Source organism: Pseudomonas citrullilanati (genome assembly GCF_030580855.1).
GTDB lineage: Bacteria > Pseudomonadota > Gammaproteobacteria > Pseudomonadales > Pseudomonadaceae > Aquipseudomonas > Aquipseudomonas citrulli.
Genome location: NZ_JAUQOP010000035.1, coordinates 47,740 through 63,591, shown reverse-complemented (window position 1 = coordinate 63,591; position 15,852 = coordinate 47,740). Strand labels below are relative to the sequence as shown.

The following is a 15,852-nucleotide window of genomic DNA, read 5'->3' as shown; positions in this document are numbered from 1 at the left end:
TAAAAAGTGGAGGGATCGTTTTTTTGCCGCGGGGGGGGGCCGACCCGCGAGGAGACCATTTTTCCGAGCGCGGCCCCGCCCGGGGGGGGGGGGGGGGGCCCCCCCCCCCCCCCCCCCGAAAACCCCCCCCCCCCCCACAAGGGCCGTGGTGAACCCATCGGGCTCACACCGACGCCAACACCAGGTGCATGTAGCGGGTCAGGATACCGAGCATGTCTTCATCGGCGACCGGCTCGGCGCCATTGAGCAAGCCCTGATATTCCATCCGTCCGATAATCGCCGTCAACACTTTGGCATCCTGTTGCGGTTCGCGGGAGCCCAATACCTGGAAAAACTGGCAGGTGCCGTGCAACAGGATCTGCTGGTGGGAACGCACCAGTTCCGCCAGGCGCGGGTTGAGCAGCGCTTCCTGGCGAAACGCCTGCTCGGCCATCAGGTACTCGCGACGGCTGTCCAACTGATGCTGCACGTAGTCGGCGGTCATCCGGGCAATGTCGTCCGCCAGCTGCGAGCGCGACTCGGCGCTGCCGTCCCCGTAGGCGACCATTTCCCGCAGCAGGCCTTCGTTGCTGGTCCACAATTTGGCCATGAACGCCGCGCTCCGCTCCACGTATTGGGCGAAGGTATCGGTGAGCAGGTCATCGATGTCCTTGAAATAGTACGTGGTGGCCGACAGCGGCACGCCCGCCTCGGCGGCCACGGCGCGGTGGCGCACCGCCCGCACGCCATCGCGCACCACGATGCGCATGGCGGCGTCGAGAATCTCCTGGCGACGCTGCTCACTGCCCTGTCGGCTGGCCTTGCGGCCCTGGTATTGAACACTTTCAGCGACAGCCGTGGCGACGCCCGCGGCACCTTCTGAAGCCATTGCACGATTCACGACAGGTCTTTCCTCGCTCTTTTCAAAAGTAACCAATTGATACGTTTGTACCAGACAGGCAATAAAAAGCCGCCTCTGCAGGCGGCTTTTTATTTGAAACCGTTACGCTTGCGGCCGCATGTGCGGGAAGAGAATGACATCCCGGATCGACGGCGAGTTGGTCAGCAACATCACCAGGCGGTCGATGCCGATGCCTTCGCCAGCGGTCGGCGGCATGCCGTACTCCAGGGCGCGCACGAAGTCGGCGTCGTAGTGCATCGCTTCGTCGTCGCCGGCGTCCTTGTCGGCCACCTGGGCCATGAAGCGCTCGGCCTGGTCTTCCGCGTCATTGAGCTCGGAGTAGGCGTTGGCGATCTCGCGGCCACCGATGAACAGTTCGAAGCGATCGGTCACGCTCGGGTCTTCGTCGTTGCGACGGGCCAGCGGCGACACTTCGAACGGGTACTGGGTGATGAAGTGCGGCTGCTCGAGCTTGTGCTCGACCAGCTCTTCGAAAATCATCACCTGCAGCTTGCCCAGGCCTTCGAAGCCGAGCACCTTGGCACCGGCCTTCTTGGCGATGGCACGGGCCTTGTCGACGTCGCGCAGGTCGGCGGCGCTGATGTCCGGGTTGTACTTGAGGATCGAGTCGAACACCGACAGGCGCACGAACGGCTCGCCGAAGTGGAACACCTTGTCGCCGTACGGCACGTCGGTGCTGCCGAGCACCAGTTGCGCCAGCTCGCGGAACAACTCCTCGGTCAGGTCCATGTTGTCCTTGTAGTCGGCGTAGGCCTGGTAGAACTCGAGCATGGTGAACTCGGGATTGTGCCGGGTCGAAACGCCTTCGTTACGGAAGTTGCGGTTGATCTCGAAGACTTTCTCGAAGCCACCGACCACCAGGCGCTTGAGGTACAGCTCCGGCGCGATGCGCAGGAACATTTCCATGTCCAGGGCGTTGTGGTGGGTTTCGAACGGCTTGGCCGCCGCACCGCCGGGGATGGTCTGCAGCATCGGCGTCTCGACTTCGAGGAAGTCACGCTTCATCAGGAAACTGCGGATGTGGGCGATGACCTGCGAGCGTACGCGGAAGGTCTGGCGCACGTCTTCGTTGACGATCAGGTCGACGTAGCGCTGGCGATAGCGCTGCTCGGTGTCGGTCAGGCCGTGGTGCTTGTCCGGCAGTGGGCGCAGGGACTTGGTCAGCAGGCGTACGCTGGTCATTTCAACGTACAGGTCGCCCTTGCCGGAGCGCGCCAGGGTGCCTTCGGCGGCAATGATGTCGCCCAGGTCCCAGGTCTTGACGGCGGCCAGGGTTTCTTCCGGCAGGGTCTTGCGGTTGACGTAGACCTGGATGCGCCCGGTCATGTCCTGGATCACCATGAACGACCCGCGGTTGAGCATGATGCGACCGGCCACCTTGACTGGAATCGCCGCCTCGGCCAGTTCTTCCTTGGTCTTGTCCGCGTATTGCTTCTGCAGCACGTCGCAGTAGGCGTCGCGGCGGAAGTCATTCGGGAAGGCCTGGCCCTTGGCGCGCTCGGCAGCCAGCTTTTCCTTGCGCAGGGCGATCAGGGAGTTTTCTTCCTGTTGCAGGGCTTGCGGGTCGAGTTCTAGGTCGCTCATGTCTTTAAGGATTCCATCACAGGTTCGTTGCCTCCAGCCCGGGCCGGAGTGGGCGGGCAAGCCTCGCGTTCCTCATGGAAGCGGGCCCGCCCGGCGCATGGGTGTCGCGTTACAGGCCTTGCTTGAGGCTCGCTTCCAGGTATTCGTCGATGTCGCCGTCGAGCACCTTGTCGCAGTCGCTGCGTTCGATGTTGGTGCGCAGGTCCTTGATGCGCGAGGCATCGAGCACGTACGAACGGATCTGGTGACCCCAGCCGATGTCCGACTTGCTGTCTTCCAGGGCCTGGGACGCCGCGTTGCGCTTCTGGATCTCCTGCTCGTACAGGCGGGCCCGGAGCATTTTCATCGCGGTGTCTTTGTTGGCGTGCTGGGAACGTTCGTTCTGGCAACTGACCACGGTGTTGGTCGGTACGTGGGTGATCCGCACGGCCGAGTCGGTGGTGTTGACGTGCTGGCCACCGGCGCCCGAGGAGCGATAGGTGTCGATGCGCAGGTCCGCCGGGTTGATTTCGATCTCGACCTTGTCGTCGATTTCCGGGGAGACGAACACCGCCGAGAACGAGGTGTGGCGACGGTTGCCGGAGTCGAACGGACTCTTGCGCACCAGGCGATGCACGCCGATCTCGGTACGCAGCCAGCCAAAGGCGTACTCACCCTTGATGTGCACGGTGGCGCCCTTGATCCCGGCGACCTCGCCGGCCGACAGCTCCATGATGGTCGCGTCGAAACCGCGCTTGTCGGCCCAGCGCAGGTACATGCGCAGCAGGATGTTGGCCCAGTCCTGGGCTTCGGTGCCGCCGGAACCGGCCTGGATGTCCAGGTAGGCGTTGTTCATGTCCATCTCGCCGCTGAACATGCGGCGGAATTCCAGCTTGGCCAGGGACTCCTCCAGGCGCGCCAGTTCGGCGACGACATCGCCGACCGCGCCTTCGTCGTTTTCCTCGACGGCCATGTCCAGCAGGTCGCGGCAATCGCCCAGGCCACTGGACAGCTCGTCCAGGGTCTCGACGATCTGCGCCAGCGCGGAACGCTCGCGGCCCAGCTCCTGGGCGTATTCAGGCTTGTTCCAGACACTCGGATCTTCAAGCTCGCGATTGACTTCGGTCAGGCGCTCATGCTTTTGATCGTAGTCAAAGATACCCCCGAATAGTTTCGGAGCGCTCGGACAGGTCCTTGATGGTGTTCAGGATCGGGTTGATTTCCATGGCGGGCAGCACTCGTTGGCGAACTTTTGAAAGCCGGCGAGTATAACGTAATCACGCGCCAGCGGCAGCCCGCCTGGCGGCTTTGGGGGCAATGAGCTTCAGGGCGATGCTGCACAATCCCCTTGTGGCGAGGGGATTTATCCCCGCTGGGGCCGCGCAGCAGCCCCAAATACAGTCAACTCGATTTGCCTGGCACACTGAGTTGTCGGGTTTTAGGGCTGCTTCGCAGCCCAGCGGGGATAAATCCCCTCGCCACGAAAAGCTTCTTCGCCAGGCAGGGATTTACTCGATGCCCACCCGGTTGCGACCATTGTGCTTGGCCATGTACAAGCCCTTGTCCGCCGCCGAGATCAATTGCCGGCTATCGCCCCCTTGCTGTGGCGTGACGGTGGAGACGCCGATGCTGACGGTCAGGTGCTCGCTGCCATTGGGGGTGGCGTGGGGGATTTTCAGGGCGACCACGCTCTGGCGCAGTTTTTCCGCCATCAACCGGGCGCCTCCAGGCGAGGTGCCGGGCAGGACCAGGGCAAATTCCTCGCCACCGTAGCGGGCCGGCAGGTCGGACGAACGACTGCAGGCATCGCGAATCGCCGTGGCGACCTTGCGCAGGGCTTCGTCGCCTTCCAGGTGGCCGAATTTGTCGTTGTAGGACTTGAAGTAATCCACATCGATCATCAGCAGCGACAGCTGGCTCTGGTCGCGCAATGCCCGGCGCCACTCCAGTTCCAGGTACTCGTCGAAATGCCGGCGGTTCGACAGCCCGGTAAGGCCGTCGGAGTTCATCAAGCGTTGCAGCACCAGGTTGGTGTCGAGCAACTGCTGCTGGCTGACCCGCAGCGCGCGATAGGCCGCGTCGCGCTGCAGCAGCATGGTGTAGGAACGCGAGTGATAGCGGATGCGCGCCACCAGTTCGATGTTGTCCGGCAACTTGACCAGGTAATCGTTGGCCCCGGCCGCAAACGCCGCGCTCTTGACCAGCGGGTCTTCCTTGGTGGACAGGACGATGATCGGAATATCGCGGGTGGCCGGGTGGTTGCGGTATTCGCGCACCAGGCTCAGGCCATCGAGGCCGGGCATCACCAGGTCCTGGAGAATCACGGTCGGCTTGATGCGGATCGCATGGGCGATGGCCTGGTGCGGATCGGAGCAGAAATGGAAGTCGATGTTTTCTTCATTCGATAGCCCACGACGCACCGCCTCGCCGATCATCGCCTGGTCGTCGACGAGCAGGACCATCGCGGCGTTCTCGTCGCTCTTGAATTCGTCGAGCTGTAGATCATGCATGGGGGCTTACCTGATTACGGCCTGGGGCAAGGCGGCCGGGGGTCATCATGGGCTAAAAATCTCCAACAGCCTTGGCGCTATGTGGTCCAGGGCAAGTATATGGGCGGCGGCATCGAGGGCGGCGGCCGCCTTGGGCATGCCGTAGACCGCACTGGTGCGCTGGTCCTGGGCGATGGTCACGCAACCCTGCTGGCGCATGAGTCTAAGCCCTTGCGCGCCATCGCGTCCCATGCCGGTGAGCAGCACACCCACCGCGTCGCCGCTCCAGAAATGGGCGACACTTTCGAAGAACACGTCGATGGAGGGGCGGTAGATCTCGTGCACCGGCTCGGCGGTGTAGGCCAGGGTGCCGTCCTTCAACAGGCGCAGGTGATGATTGGTCCCGGCCAGCAGTACCGTGCCGCCTTGGGGCGTCTCGCCTTCCCGGGCCAGGCGAACGGTGTGTCCCGAGACACTGCCCAACCACTCGGCCATGCCCGCGGCGAACACTTCGTCCACGTGCTGGACCAGCACGATGGCCGGGGCAAAGTCGCGCGGCAAGCCCTTGAGCAGGACTTCCAGGGCCGCCGGGCCGCCCGCCGACGAGCCGATGGCCACCAGGCGCTTGCGCGACACCGGCGCGCGTTGCGACGCCGGGGCCGAGCGCTCGCGGTTGCCGCGCTCACCGATCAGCCAGCCGATATTGGCGATCTTGCGCAGCAAGGGCGCCGCCGCATCGGCCGGGTTGCCGACGCCCAGGGCCGGCGTGTCGACCACATCCAGCGCGCCATGGCCCATGGCCTCGAACACCCGATGGACGTTCTGCTGGCTGTCGCCGGTGACAATCACGATCGCGCACGGGGTGTCGGCCATGATCCGCCGGGTCGCCTCCACGCCGTCCATGATCGGCATGAACAGGTCCATCAGGATCAGGTCCGGGGTGTATTCGGCACAGCGCTGCACCGCCTCGGCGCCGTTGGCAGCGACCCAGGCCACTTGATGCTGCGGTTCGAACGCCAGGGCGCGGCGCAGGGCCTCGACCGCCAGGGGCATGTCATTGACGATGGCGACCTTCAAGCGTGTGCTCCTCCGATCAATTCGACCACGGCGTCGAGCAAGGCGTCATCGTGGAAGCTCGCCTTGGCTAGATAATAGTCGGCGCCGGCGTCCAGGCCACGACGGCGATCTTCTTCGCGATCCTTGTAGGACACCACCATCACCGGCAGCGATTGCAGGCGATTGTCGCGGCGCAGCAACGACACCAATTCGATGCCGTCCATGCGCGGCATGTCGATGTCGGTGATCAGCAGGTCGAAATCTTCCGAACGCAAGGCGTTCCAGCCGTCCATGCCATCCACCGCCACCGCCACGTCGTAGCCGCGACCCCGCAGCAGCTTGCGTTGCAGCTCGCGCACGGTCAGCGAATCGTCCACCACCAGGATGCGCTTGCGCGCGGCCTGGGTCTGGCTCTGCCGGGCAATGCGCTCCAGCCGCCCGCTGTCGAGCAGCTTGTCCACCGACCGCAACACGTCCTCGACGTCGACGATCAAGACCACCGAGCCGTCATCCAGCAGGGCCCCGGCGGAAATGTCCTGGACCTTGCCCAGGCGTTCGTCCAGGGGCAGGACCACCAGGGTCCGCTCGCCGATGAAACGCTCAACCGCCACGCCGTAGATCGCCTCGCGCTCGCGGATCACCACCACCTTGAGGGTCGGGTGGTTGTTCTGTGTCGCCGGGCGATTGAGCAACTGGGTGGCGGCCACCAGCCCGACATGCCGGCCTTCGTGCCAGAAATGCTGGCGTCCCTCGACCTGGACGATGTCTTGCGGGGCCAGGTCGCACATCCGCTCGATATGGGCCAGGGGAAAGGCATAGGCTTCATGACCGACTTCCACCACCAAACTGCGCACCACCGACAGCGTCAGCGGCACTTCGAGGTGGAAGCGACTGCCCGCGCCCGCCGTCTGCTCCAGCACCACCGCCCCGCGCAACTGCCGGACCATGTGCTGGACGGCGTCCAGGCCAACGCCGCGCCCGGACACTTCGGTGACCTTGTCCCGCAGGCTGAAACCGGGCAGGAACAGGAAGGTCAGCAATTCCTCTTCGCTCAGGCTGGCCGCCGTCTGCTCAGGAGACAGGCCGCGCTCGACAATGCTGCGGCGAACCCGCTCCAGGTCCACGCCGGCGCCGTCGTCCGCCAGTTCCAGGACCAGCAGGCCGGCCTGGTGGGAGGCTCGCAGGCGAATCAGGCCTTCGGCGGGCTTGCCGGCCGCCAGCCGTTGCTCCGGGCTCTCGATGCCATGATCCACGGCGTTGCGCAGCAGATGGGTCAGCGGCGCTTCGAGCTTTTCCAGTACGTCGCGGTCGACCTGGGTCTTCTCGCCTTCGATCTCCAGGCGCACCTGCTTGCCCAGGCTGCGTCCGAGGTCGCGCACCATGCGCACCTGGCCGGAAAGTACGTCGGCAAACGGGCGCATGCGGCAGGCCAGCGCCGTGTCATACAACACCTGCGCCCGTTGACCGGCCTGCCAGGCGAATTCGTCCAACTCGGCGGTTTTCTGCGCCAACAGTTGCTGGGTCTCGACCAACAACCGCCGGGCATCGGCGAGGGCTTCCTGGGCTTGCAGGCTCAGGTCGTGTTCCTTGAGGTGCGCATTCAGCTCTTCAAGGGCACGCAAGCCGTTGCCCTGCTGGCGCTTGAGTCGTTGCATCGTCGCCAGCCAGGGCTTGAGCCGCTGGGTTTCCACCAGCGCCTTGCTCGACAGGTCCAGCAGGCTGTTGAGGCGCTCGGCCGTCACCCGCAGGACCCGCTCGCCGCCTTCGGTGACGCGCTTGCCCTTGGCGACCGGTTCCGCTGCCGGCACAGGTTCCGGCTCGGGCAATTCGACGTGAACCGGCGCCACCGGCACTTCGAGCCTGGCGGGCGTCGCCGGCCCATTCGCGGTGGCGCCGGGCTCCAGCCAGCGCCCCATCAGGGCCACGTAGGCGTCGATTTGCGCCGTCCCCACGTCGTTGCCCGGTGTGGCGATGCGCGTCAGCAGGTCAGTACCCTGGAGCAACGCGTCGATGTGCTCGGCCGTCAGCACCAGGCGCCGTTCCTGGGCGCTGACCAGGCAATCCTCCATGACGTGGGCCACGCTGACCCCGGCGTCCACCCCGACGATCCGCGCCGCGCCCTTGAGCGAGTGCGCGGCGCGCATGCACGACTCCAATTGGTCGGCCTGGCTCGGGTCGCGCTCCAGGGCCAGCAGTCCGGCGCTCAGCACTTGGGTCTGGGCTTCGGCTTCCAGGCTGAACAGTTCCAGCAACGACGCGTCGCGCATCTGGTCAGGGGTCATGACAGGCTCCGGGTCACGGCGGACAACAATTGTTCTTCGTCCAGCCAGCGCAGGCTGCGTCCCTTGTAGGGCAACACGCCCCGGGTGTACTTGCCGGCCGACGGCGAAGCGCTCGCCAGGATGCGTTCGTCGATGGCATGAATGCCGTCCACCTCGTCCACCGGCACCACTACCGGCCCGCCCTTGGCGGAGACGATCAGCATGCGCGGCAGGTTCCGGGCGCCGGCTACCGGCCCGCCGCCGGGCTCCAGGTCCAGCAGTTCCACCAGCGACAGGCAGGCCACCAGCGCCCCGCGCACGTTCGCCACGCCCAGCAAGGCCCGGGAACGCTGGTGCGGCAACGAATGGATCGGCTGCAGCGTGGCGACTTCCACCAGGCTGCGGGTGGCCAGGCCCAGCCATTCCTCACCGAGGCGGAAGATCAGCAGCGAGCGGGTGACGATGTCACTGTCCACGGCGGTGTGGACCAGGGCCCGATCGTCCTGCTGCAAGGCGTAGCGGTCGAGCAACCGGGTGGCCGCGGCCGAATACACCGAGCAATTGCGGCAGTGGATGTGCTCGACCAAGAGCGGGCAGGACTTGTCGCCATGAATCCCGATACGGTTCCAGCAATCGTCGATTGCCTGGGCATCGTCATGGACGTTGTAAGAGGCCGGACCGCTCATGGTTTACGCTCGCTGTCTGCCGCGCGCCCGCTGCGCGCGGCACGTTCCTGCAATCGACGCGCGCCCGCCGCGTCTCCCTGGGAAGCCAGCAGCGCCGCCAGGTGCACCAGGGCCTCGGCGTGCTGGGGTTCAAGATAAAGTGCCTTGCGATAAAACCCCTGGGCGTCGAGCGCGTTGCCGGCCGTGTCGCTGAGCAGCCCCAGCCAATAGAACACTTGGGCCGCCGGCGGGTGGTGGCGCAGGTACTGTTCGCACGCCGCCCGGGCCTCGGTGCTTTTGCCGCTGTTGGCCAGCGCCGCGACCTGGGCCAGCAAGGCGTCGGCATCGCTGCTCCCCGGCGCGGTCGCTGGCGCCAAGGTCGCGGCGAATGGCCGCGGCCGCGCCACCGGCGGGACGACTCGCGGGGCTGGCTGGCGCGCTGGCGGCGGGGTCGGTGTCCAGGCCGGCAACGGTTGGGGCTCGGGGGTACCCTGGCGGCTGAAGGCGAACGACTGGGGCACGCCGATCGAACGCATGCCCAGGCGCCCCAGCAGGCTGCCTTCGGCGGGACCGATGAACAGCACGCCGTCCTGGTGAGTCAAGCGCTTGAGGACCTCGAACACCAGCCGCTGGATCGGTTGGTCGAAATAGATCAGCAGGTTGCGGCAAAACACGAAGTCATAGGGTGCCTCGTTCACCAGCAACGCCGGATCCAACAGGTTGCCCACTTGCAGGCGCACCTGCTCGCGCACCCGTTCGCCGAGGCGATAGCCGTCGTCTTCAGCGACGAAATAGCGCTCGCGAAAGCCCAGCTCGGCCCCGCGAAAGGAATTCCTGTAGTAAAGCGCCTCCCTGGCCCGCTCCACCGACAGCGGACTGACGTCCAGGCCATCGACCTTGAACTGATGGGGTTTCAGGCCCGCGTCGAACAAGGCCATGGCGATGGAATACGGCTCCTCGCCAGTGGAGCACGGCAGGCTGAGGATGCGCAGCGCACGCAGGTGGTTGATCTCCACCAGGCGCTTGGCGGCCAGCCGGGCCAGGGTTGCGAACGATTCGGGATAGCGGAAGAACCAGGTCTCCGGGACGATCACCGCCTCGATCAGCGCCTGCTGTTCCGGGGCCGAATGCTGCAACGCCTGCCAGTACTCGTCGGCGGTTCGCCCCGCCACCGCCAGGATGCGCTGGCGCACGGCCCGCTCGATGATGGCGGTGCCGACGGACGTCACATCGAGGCCTATGCGCTCCTTGAGGAAGTCGAAAAAACGCTGGTCGCCGCTCATGGACGCGCCTCGAGATCATCGGGATTCAGCGGCGGGTTGGGAAACAGCACGGCGCGCACCGGCGCGTCGAGCAGGTCGTTGACCCGCACCCATTGCAGCAACCCCTGGGCATCTTCGCGCACCGGGCCCAGGTAAGGCGCCTGCCGGTTCTCCAGGCCATAGGGCTGGAACTGCGCCGGATCACAGCGCAGGGTATCGGTGGCCTGTTCCAGGATCAGCCCCAGCACGTGCCCGGCCTGATTGCCGTCGGGTTGGTAATTCACCAGCACCAGCCGCGTGCTGGTACGCGCCTCGGCGTCCTGGCCGAATGTCAGGGCGCAGAGGTCGATCACCGGCACCACCGTGCCACGCCAGGCAAAGACACCCGCCACCCAGGCCGGTGCCCGGGGAATCGGCTTGAGGGGCAGGCGCGGCAACACCTCCACCACATCGATGGCCTGCAAGGCATAGCGTTCGTTGCCGATGCGAAACACCAGGAACAACGCCTGGCGTGCCGCCGGCGCGGCGCCACGCCGAGTCTCGTACTCGCCGCCCATCAGACTTTGAAACGCGAGACGCCACTGCGCAGCCCCACGGCCACCTGGCTCAGTTCATCGATCGCCGAACTGGCCTGGCGCAGGGACTCCACGGTCTGGCTGCTGGCATCGCCCAGTTGCACCAGGGCGTGATTGATCTGCTCGGCGCCCGTGGCCTGGGCCTGCATGCCCTCGTTGACCATCAACACCCGCGGCGCCAAGGCCTGGACCTGGTGGATGATCTGCGACAGTTGCTCGCCGACCTGCTGCACCTCAGCCATGCCCCGGCGCACTTCCTCGGAGAACTTGTCCATGCCCATCACCCCCGCCGACACCGCGGACTGGATCTCGCGCACCATTTGCTCGATGTCATAGGTCGCCACGGCGGTCTGGTCGGCCAGGCGTCGCACCTCGGTGGCGACCACGGCGAACCCGCGCCCGTATTCACCGGCCTTCTCGGCCTCAATGGCGGCGTTGAGAGACAGCAGGTTGGTCTGGTCCGCCACCTTGACGATGGTCACCACCACCTGGTTGATGTTGCCGGCCTTCTCGTTGAGGATCGCCAGCTTGGCGTTCACCAGGTCGGCGGCGCCCATCACCGAATGCATGGTGTCTTCCATCCGCGCCAGGCCTTGCTGGCCCGAGCCGGCGGCCACCGAGGCCTGGTCGGCGGCGGTGGAGACTTCGGTCATGGTGCGCACCAGGTCACGGGACGTGGCGGCGATTTCCCGGGACGTCGCGCCGATCTCGGTGGTGGTGGCGGCGGTCTCGGTGGCCGTGGCTTGCTGCTGGCGCGACGTGGCGGCGATCTCGGTCACCGAGGTGGTGACCTGCACCGACGAACGCTGGGCCTGGGCCACCAGCGACGTCAATTCGGCCATCATGTCGTTGAAGCCGGTTTCCACCGCGCCGAATTCATCCTTGCGCGCCAGGTTCAGGCGCCCGCTCAGGTCGCCGCTGCGCATGACCTCGAGGATCTCCACGATGCGGTTCATCGGCGCCATGATCGCGCGCATCAACAGCAGGCCACACAACAGCGCGATGATGAGCGCGACGAGGAACGACAGACCCATGGCCACCTTGGCCGCGGTCACCGCATCGTCGATGGTCTGGGTGGCGTTTTCCGCCAGCTCGCGGTTGCGCTCGATGATGTGGTTCAAGTGCGTGCGCCCGCCGATCCAGGCTGGCGTCAGTTCCTTGTCCAGGGCCAGCCGCGCGCCTTCGTAGTCCTTGCGCTGGTACAAGTCCAGGACCTTGGCCATGGCTTGGTTGAACGCCTGGTGATTGGTCTCGAACTCGTCGAAGGACGCCTGGTCGGCCGGGTTCTGGATCAGTTTTTCATAGTTCTGTATTTCTTCGCGCAGGTGCTGCTCGAAGCCCTGGTAGCGGGCCTTGTCCTCGGCGGTGATCTCCCGGTTACCGGAAAGGCCGACGATCTGCTGGGTCAGGACGTAGTTGTCGACCCAGCCACCGCGGATCATGGAGCTGTAGTACACCCCCGGTACCGCATCGGCCCGCACCCGTTCTTCACTGTCCTGGATCTTCAGCAACCGCGAGTACGAGACAACCACCATGAGCAGCATGATGGCGATGATCACCGCGAAACTCGCCAGGATGCGTTGGCGCAACGTCCAGTTCTTCACAGTAAAACCTCAGGCACTTGAAATGCCGGGGAGTATAGCCGAGGGCTGGGGTGCGGCAGTAACGGGACGCCAGGTAAAACCTTGTGGGAGCAAGCGGGCTCGCGAAGGGGCGGATCAGTGCCCGTCCTGGCGACTGATGCGCCGTCTTCGCGAGCCGGCTCGCTCCCACAGGGGAACGGCCTGGGAGACTCAAGCCACGGCCTGGCGGACCTGCTTCTCCAGTTCGGCCTTCAGTCCCGGTTCCAGCTTGAGCTGGCGCGCCAGTTCATCGAGGTAGGATTTCTCCATGAAGTTTTCCTCGTCCACCAGCATCACGCTGGCGATGTACATTTCGGCGGCGATTTCCGGGGTGTTCGCGGCGCGGGCGACATCAGCGGGGTCCAGGGGCTTGTTGAGTTCGGCGTGCAGCCAGTGTTGCAGTTCCTGGTCGTTGTCGAGCTTGGTGAACTCGCCTTCGATCAGCTCGCGCTCACGCTCGTCCACGTGGCCGTCGGCCTTGGCGGCCGCCACCAGGGCCTTGAGAATCGCCTGGCTGTGCTGCTCGACCTGTGCCGGGGGCACGCGGTCGAGGGTCTGCGGTTCGGTTTTCGCGGCGGCGCCCTGTTGGGCCTGCCAGTTGCCATAGGCCTTGTAGGCGATCACGCCCAGCGCGGCCAGGCCGCCATAGGCCAGGGCCTTGCCGCCGAACTGGCGGGCCTTCCTGTTCCCCAGCAGCAGCCCCATGGCCCCGGCGGCCAGGGCCCCGCCCCCCTTGCCGGAGAGCATGCCCCCCAGGTTCCCGGCACCGCCGAGCAAGCCGCCCAAGCCGCCGGAGGCCTTGTCGTGTGAGCCGCCGGCCTTGTTCTGCAACAGTTCCTGGCCGGACTTGAGAAGTTGATCGAGCAATCCACGGGTGTTCATCTGCCACCTCCACGCATTCGGGTTAACCGGATCATTAAGGCCCCCAGCCTAGATCGAAAGTGCCCTTGTGCCGCGGCAAGTTTGCTTCCAGATGTTGCCTGACTACGCTAATAACAAGCCATCGATGGCGTATCGCCCCGTTCCGACACTGCCCGACCACAATTAAAGCAAGAGGGATTCCCATGTACGCGCACAAGACCGTATTGCTCAGTGCAATGACCACGGCGCTGCTGACCGGTGCCGGCCTGCAGGCCGCCGAGCTGCCCAAGGCGATTGGCGCTGGCGAAGGCCAGCTGGATATCGTGGCCTGGCCGGGCTACATCGAACGCGGCGAAAGCGACAAGGCCTACGATTGGGTAAGCGGTTTCGAAAAGGAAACCGGCTGCAAGGTGAACGTCAAGACCGCGGCGACTTCCGACGAAATGGTCAGCCTGATGAGCAAGGGCGGCTACGACCTGGTCACCGCCTCGGGTGACGCCTCGCTGCGGCTGATCGCCGGCAAGCGGGTGCAGCCGATCAACACGGCGCTGATCCCCAACTGGAAGAACCTCGACCCGCGCCTCAAGGACGCGCCGTGGTACGTGGTCAACCAGCAGACCTACGGCACCCCGTACCAGTGGGGCCCGAACGTGCTGATGTACAACACCGAGGTGTTCAAACAGGCGCCGACCAGCTGGGGCGTGCTGTTCAGCGCCCAGGACCTGCCCGACGGCAAGCCGAACAAGGGCCGCGTGCAGGCCTACGACGGGCCGATCTACATCGCCGACGCGGCGCTCTACCTCAAGACCGCCAGGCCTGAGCTGGGCATCAAGGACCCGTACCAGCTCGACGAGGCGCAATACAAGGCAGTGCTGCAATTGCTGCGGGCCCAGCAACCGTTGATCCATCGCTACTGGCACGACACCACCGTGCAGATGAGCGACTTCAAGAACGAGGGCGTCGTGGCGTCCGGGGCCTGGCCGTATCAGGTCAACGGCCTGGTGAACGAAAAACAGCCGATCGCCTCGACCATCCCCAAGGAAGGCGCCACCGGTTGGGCCGATACGACGATGCTCCACGCCGAAGCCAAGCACCCCAACTGCGCGTACAAATGGATGGACTGGTCGCTGCAACCGAAAGTCCAGGGGGACGTGGCCGCCTGGTTCGGCTCGCTGCCGGCGGTGCCAGCGGCGTGCCAGGGCAGCGAATTGCTGGGCGCCGAAGGCTGCAAGACCAACGGCTTCGACCAGTTCGACAAGATCGCCTTCTGGAAAACCCCACAGGCCGAGGGCGGCAAGTACGTGCCCTACAGTCGCTGGACCCAGGATTACATTGCGATCATGGGTGGGCGCTAAGGCCTGCGCGGATAAAAAACTGGAGCTGAGCACCGCTCTTGTGTGGGAGCAAGGCTTGCCCGCGATGAAGATGATTCGGTCCCTCGGGGAACCGAGGCGTCTGTATCGCGAGCAAGCTTTGCTCCCACAGTGTTGCACCCACGGAGCTGTGCCGGGCAAATCCGTTAACGACCCAAAGGCAGTCGCGCTTTTTTGGAGCCACCATGACGCTTGCAGTCCAATTCATCCAGGTCTCCCGCCAGTTCGGCGAGGTGAAGGCCGTTGACCGGGTTTCAATCGAGATCCAGGACGGCGAATTCTTCTCCATGCTGGGGCCTTCCGGCTCGGGCAAGACCACTTGCCTGCGCCTGATCGCCGGGTTCGAGCAGCCCAGCGAAGGCTCGATCCGCATCCACGGCGAGGAAGCCACGGGGCTCGCGCCTTACCAGCGGGACGTCAATACGGTGTTCCAGGACTACGCGCTGTTCCCCCACATGAACGTGTGCGACAACGTGGCCTACGGCTTGAAGGTCAAGGGCGTCGCCAAGGCCGAACGCGTCAGGCGCGCCGAAGAAGCCCTGGAAATGGTCGCCCTGGGCGGCTACGGCCAGCGCAAGCCGGTGCAGCTCTCCGGAGGCCAGCGCCAACGCGTGGCCCTGGCCCGCGCGCTGGTCAATCGCCCGCGGGTATTGCTGCTGGATGAGCCCCTGGGAGCCCTCGACCTGAAACTGCGGGAACAGATGCAGGGCGAGCTGAAAAAATTGCAACGCCAATTGGGCATCACCTTCATCTTCGTCACCCATGACCAGACCGAAGCACTGTCGATGTCCGACCGCGTGGCGGTGTTCAACAAGGGGCGCATCGAACAGGTCGACACCCCGCGCAACCTGTACATGAAACCGGCGACCACCTTCGTCGCCGAATTCGTCGGCACGTCCAACGTGATCCGTGGCGAGCTGGCCCAGGCCTTGAGCGGTTATCCACAGCCGTTCTCGATCCGTCCCGAGCACCTGCGCTTTGCCGAAGGCCCGTTGGCCGAGCATGAAATCGAGGTCCAGGGCCTGCTGCATGACATCCAGTACCAGGGCAGCGCCACACGCTACGAGTTGAAACTCGCCAATGGCCAGTTGCTGAGCCTCAGCCAGGCCAACACCCGGTGGGACGATTCGGGCACCCGTCACCAGGCCGGCCAGCAACTGGCCGTGCGCTGGGCCCGGGAGGCGATGATCCCGCTGCATGACAGCGTTCCGGGCGAGGCCTGAA

At 65.2% G+C, this 15,852-nt stretch carries 13 protein-coding genes; 2 read left to right on the top strand and 11 right to left on the bottom strand.

Annotation, left to right across the window (positions count from 1 at the left end):
* Window positions 1–163 precede the first annotated feature (163 nt).
* The 11 genes from Q6A48_RS20485 to Q6A48_RS20435 all read right to left on the bottom strand — a co-directional run bounded on the left by Q6A48_RS20485 (window position 164) and on the right by Q6A48_RS20435 (window position 13,276).
* The gene (locus tag Q6A48_RS20485; protein ID WP_304556058.1) at window positions 164–880 is read right to left on the bottom strand and encodes a TetR/AcrR family transcriptional regulator; all 717 of its coding nucleotides are present in this window, start codon (window positions 878–880) and stop codon (window positions 164–166) included.
* A 102-nt stretch (window positions 881–982) separates the two neighbouring features.
* The gene (gene lysS, locus Q6A48_RS20480; protein ID WP_304556057.1) at window positions 983–2,485 is read right to left on the bottom strand and encodes a lysine--tRNA ligase; all 1,503 of its coding nucleotides are present in this window, start codon (window positions 2,483–2,485) and stop codon (window positions 983–985) included.
* A gap of 109 nt (window positions 2,486–2,594) precedes the next feature.
* Window positions 2,595–3,690, bottom strand: a protein-coding gene (gene prfB, locus Q6A48_RS20475) for a peptide chain release factor 2 (protein ID WP_304556056.1) whose coding sequence is annotated in 2 segments (ribosomal slippage) — window positions 2,595–3,617 and window positions 3,619–3,690 — 1,095 coding nt in all. Because the reading frame shifts where the segments join, the coding sequence is not laid out codon by codon here.
* A gap of 282 nt (window positions 3,691–3,972) precedes the next feature.
* Entirely contained in the window at window positions 3,973–4,974 is a 1,002-nt protein-coding gene (locus tag Q6A48_RS20470) for a response regulator (RefSeq protein WP_304556055.1), read from the bottom strand.
* 45 nt (window positions 4,975–5,019) lie between these two features.
* Entirely contained in the window at window positions 5,020–6,030 is a 1,011-nt protein-coding gene (locus Q6A48_RS20465; protein WP_304556054.1) for a chemotaxis response regulator protein-glutamate methylesterase, read from the bottom strand.
* Window positions 6,027–8,291, bottom strand: a complete 2,265-nt coding sequence (locus tag Q6A48_RS20460; protein ID WP_304556053.1) for a hybrid sensor histidine kinase/response regulator — start codon at window positions 8,289–8,291, stop codon at window positions 6,027–6,029. The genes Q6A48_RS20465 and Q6A48_RS20460 overlap by 4 nt, the downstream gene beginning before the upstream one ends.
* Window positions 8,288–8,956 (bottom strand): chemotaxis protein CheW, encoded by a 669-nt coding sequence (locus tag Q6A48_RS20455; RefSeq protein ID WP_304556052.1) that lies wholly within the window; start codon window positions 8,954–8,956, stop codon window positions 8,288–8,290. Before Q6A48_RS20455 ends, Q6A48_RS20460 begins: the two co-directional genes overlap by 4 nt.
* Window positions 8,953–10,218 (bottom strand): CheR family methyltransferase, encoded by a 1,266-nt coding sequence (locus tag Q6A48_RS20450; RefSeq protein ID WP_304556051.1) that lies wholly within the window; start codon window positions 10,216–10,218, stop codon window positions 8,953–8,955. Before Q6A48_RS20450 ends, Q6A48_RS20455 begins: the two co-directional genes overlap by 4 nt.
* Window positions 10,215–10,754 carry a chemotaxis protein CheW gene (locus Q6A48_RS20445; protein WP_304556050.1) on the bottom strand — a complete coding sequence of 180 codons (540 nt, stop codon included), beginning with the start codon at window positions 10,752–10,754 and terminating at the stop codon, window positions 10,215–10,217. Before Q6A48_RS20445 ends, Q6A48_RS20450 begins: the two co-directional genes overlap by 4 nt.
* Window positions 10,754–12,376 carry a methyl-accepting chemotaxis protein gene (locus tag Q6A48_RS20440; protein ID WP_304556049.1) on the bottom strand — a complete coding sequence of 541 codons (1,623 nt, stop codon included), beginning with the start codon at window positions 12,374–12,376 and terminating at the stop codon, window positions 10,754–10,756. The genes Q6A48_RS20445 and Q6A48_RS20440 overlap by 1 nt, the downstream gene beginning before the upstream one ends.
* A gap of 189 nt (window positions 12,377–12,565) precedes the next feature.
* On the bottom strand, window positions 12,566–13,276 hold the full coding sequence (locus tag Q6A48_RS20435; RefSeq protein WP_304556048.1) for a tellurite resistance TerB family protein: 711 nt from the start codon (window positions 13,274–13,276) through the stop codon (window positions 12,566–12,568).
* 182 nt (window positions 13,277–13,458) lie between these two features.
* Here Q6A48_RS20435 and ydcS point away from each other — a divergent pair, with 182 nt between their 5' ends.
* The gene (gene ydcS / locus Q6A48_RS20430; RefSeq protein WP_304556047.1) at window positions 13,459–14,610 is read left to right on the top strand and encodes a putative ABC transporter substrate-binding protein YdcS; all 1,152 of its coding nucleotides are present in this window, start codon (window positions 13,459–13,461) and stop codon (window positions 14,608–14,610) included.
* A 203-nt stretch (window positions 14,611–14,813) separates the two neighbouring features.
* Window positions 14,814–15,851 (top strand): ABC transporter ATP-binding protein, encoded by a 1,038-nt coding sequence (locus Q6A48_RS20425; protein WP_304556046.1) that lies wholly within the window; start codon window positions 14,814–14,816, stop codon window positions 15,849–15,851.
* Window position 15,852: the final 1 nt, after the last annotated feature.

Excerpts from the sequence above, each read along its gene's own strand:
- lysS (WP_304556057.1), bottom strand. The coding sequence starts at position 2,485 with ATGAGCGACCTAGAACTCGACCCGCAAGCCCTGCAACAGGAAGAAAAC.
- Q6A48_RS20470 (WP_304556055.1), bottom strand. The coding sequence starts at position 4,974 with ATGCATGATCTACAGCTCGACGAATTCAAGAGCGACGAGAACGCCGCG.
- Q6A48_RS20460 (WP_304556053.1), bottom strand. The coding sequence starts at position 8,291 with ATGACCCCTGACCAGATGCGCGACGCGTCGTTGCTGGAACTGTTCAGC.
- Q6A48_RS20455 (WP_304556052.1), bottom strand. The coding sequence starts at position 8,956 with ATGAGCGGTCCGGCCTCTTACAACGTCCATGACGATGCCCAGGCAATC.
- Q6A48_RS20450 (WP_304556051.1), bottom strand. The coding sequence starts at position 10,218 with ATGAGCGGCGACCAGCGTTTTTTCGACTTCCTCAAGGAGCGCATAGGC.
- Q6A48_RS20445 (WP_304556050.1), bottom strand. The coding sequence starts at position 10,754 with ATGGGCGGCGAGTACGAGACTCGGCGTGGCGCCGCGCCGGCGGCACGC.
- Q6A48_RS20435 (WP_304556048.1), bottom strand. The coding sequence starts at position 13,276 with ATGAACACCCGTGGATTGCTCGATCAACTTCTCAAGTCCGGCCAGGAA.
- ydcS (WP_304556047.1), top strand. The coding sequence starts at position 13,459 with ATGTACGCGCACAAGACCGTATTGCTCAGTGCAATGACCACGGCGCTG.
- Q6A48_RS20425 (WP_304556046.1), top strand. The coding sequence starts at position 14,814 with ATGACGCTTGCAGTCCAATTCATCCAGGTCTCCCGCCAGTTCGGCGAG.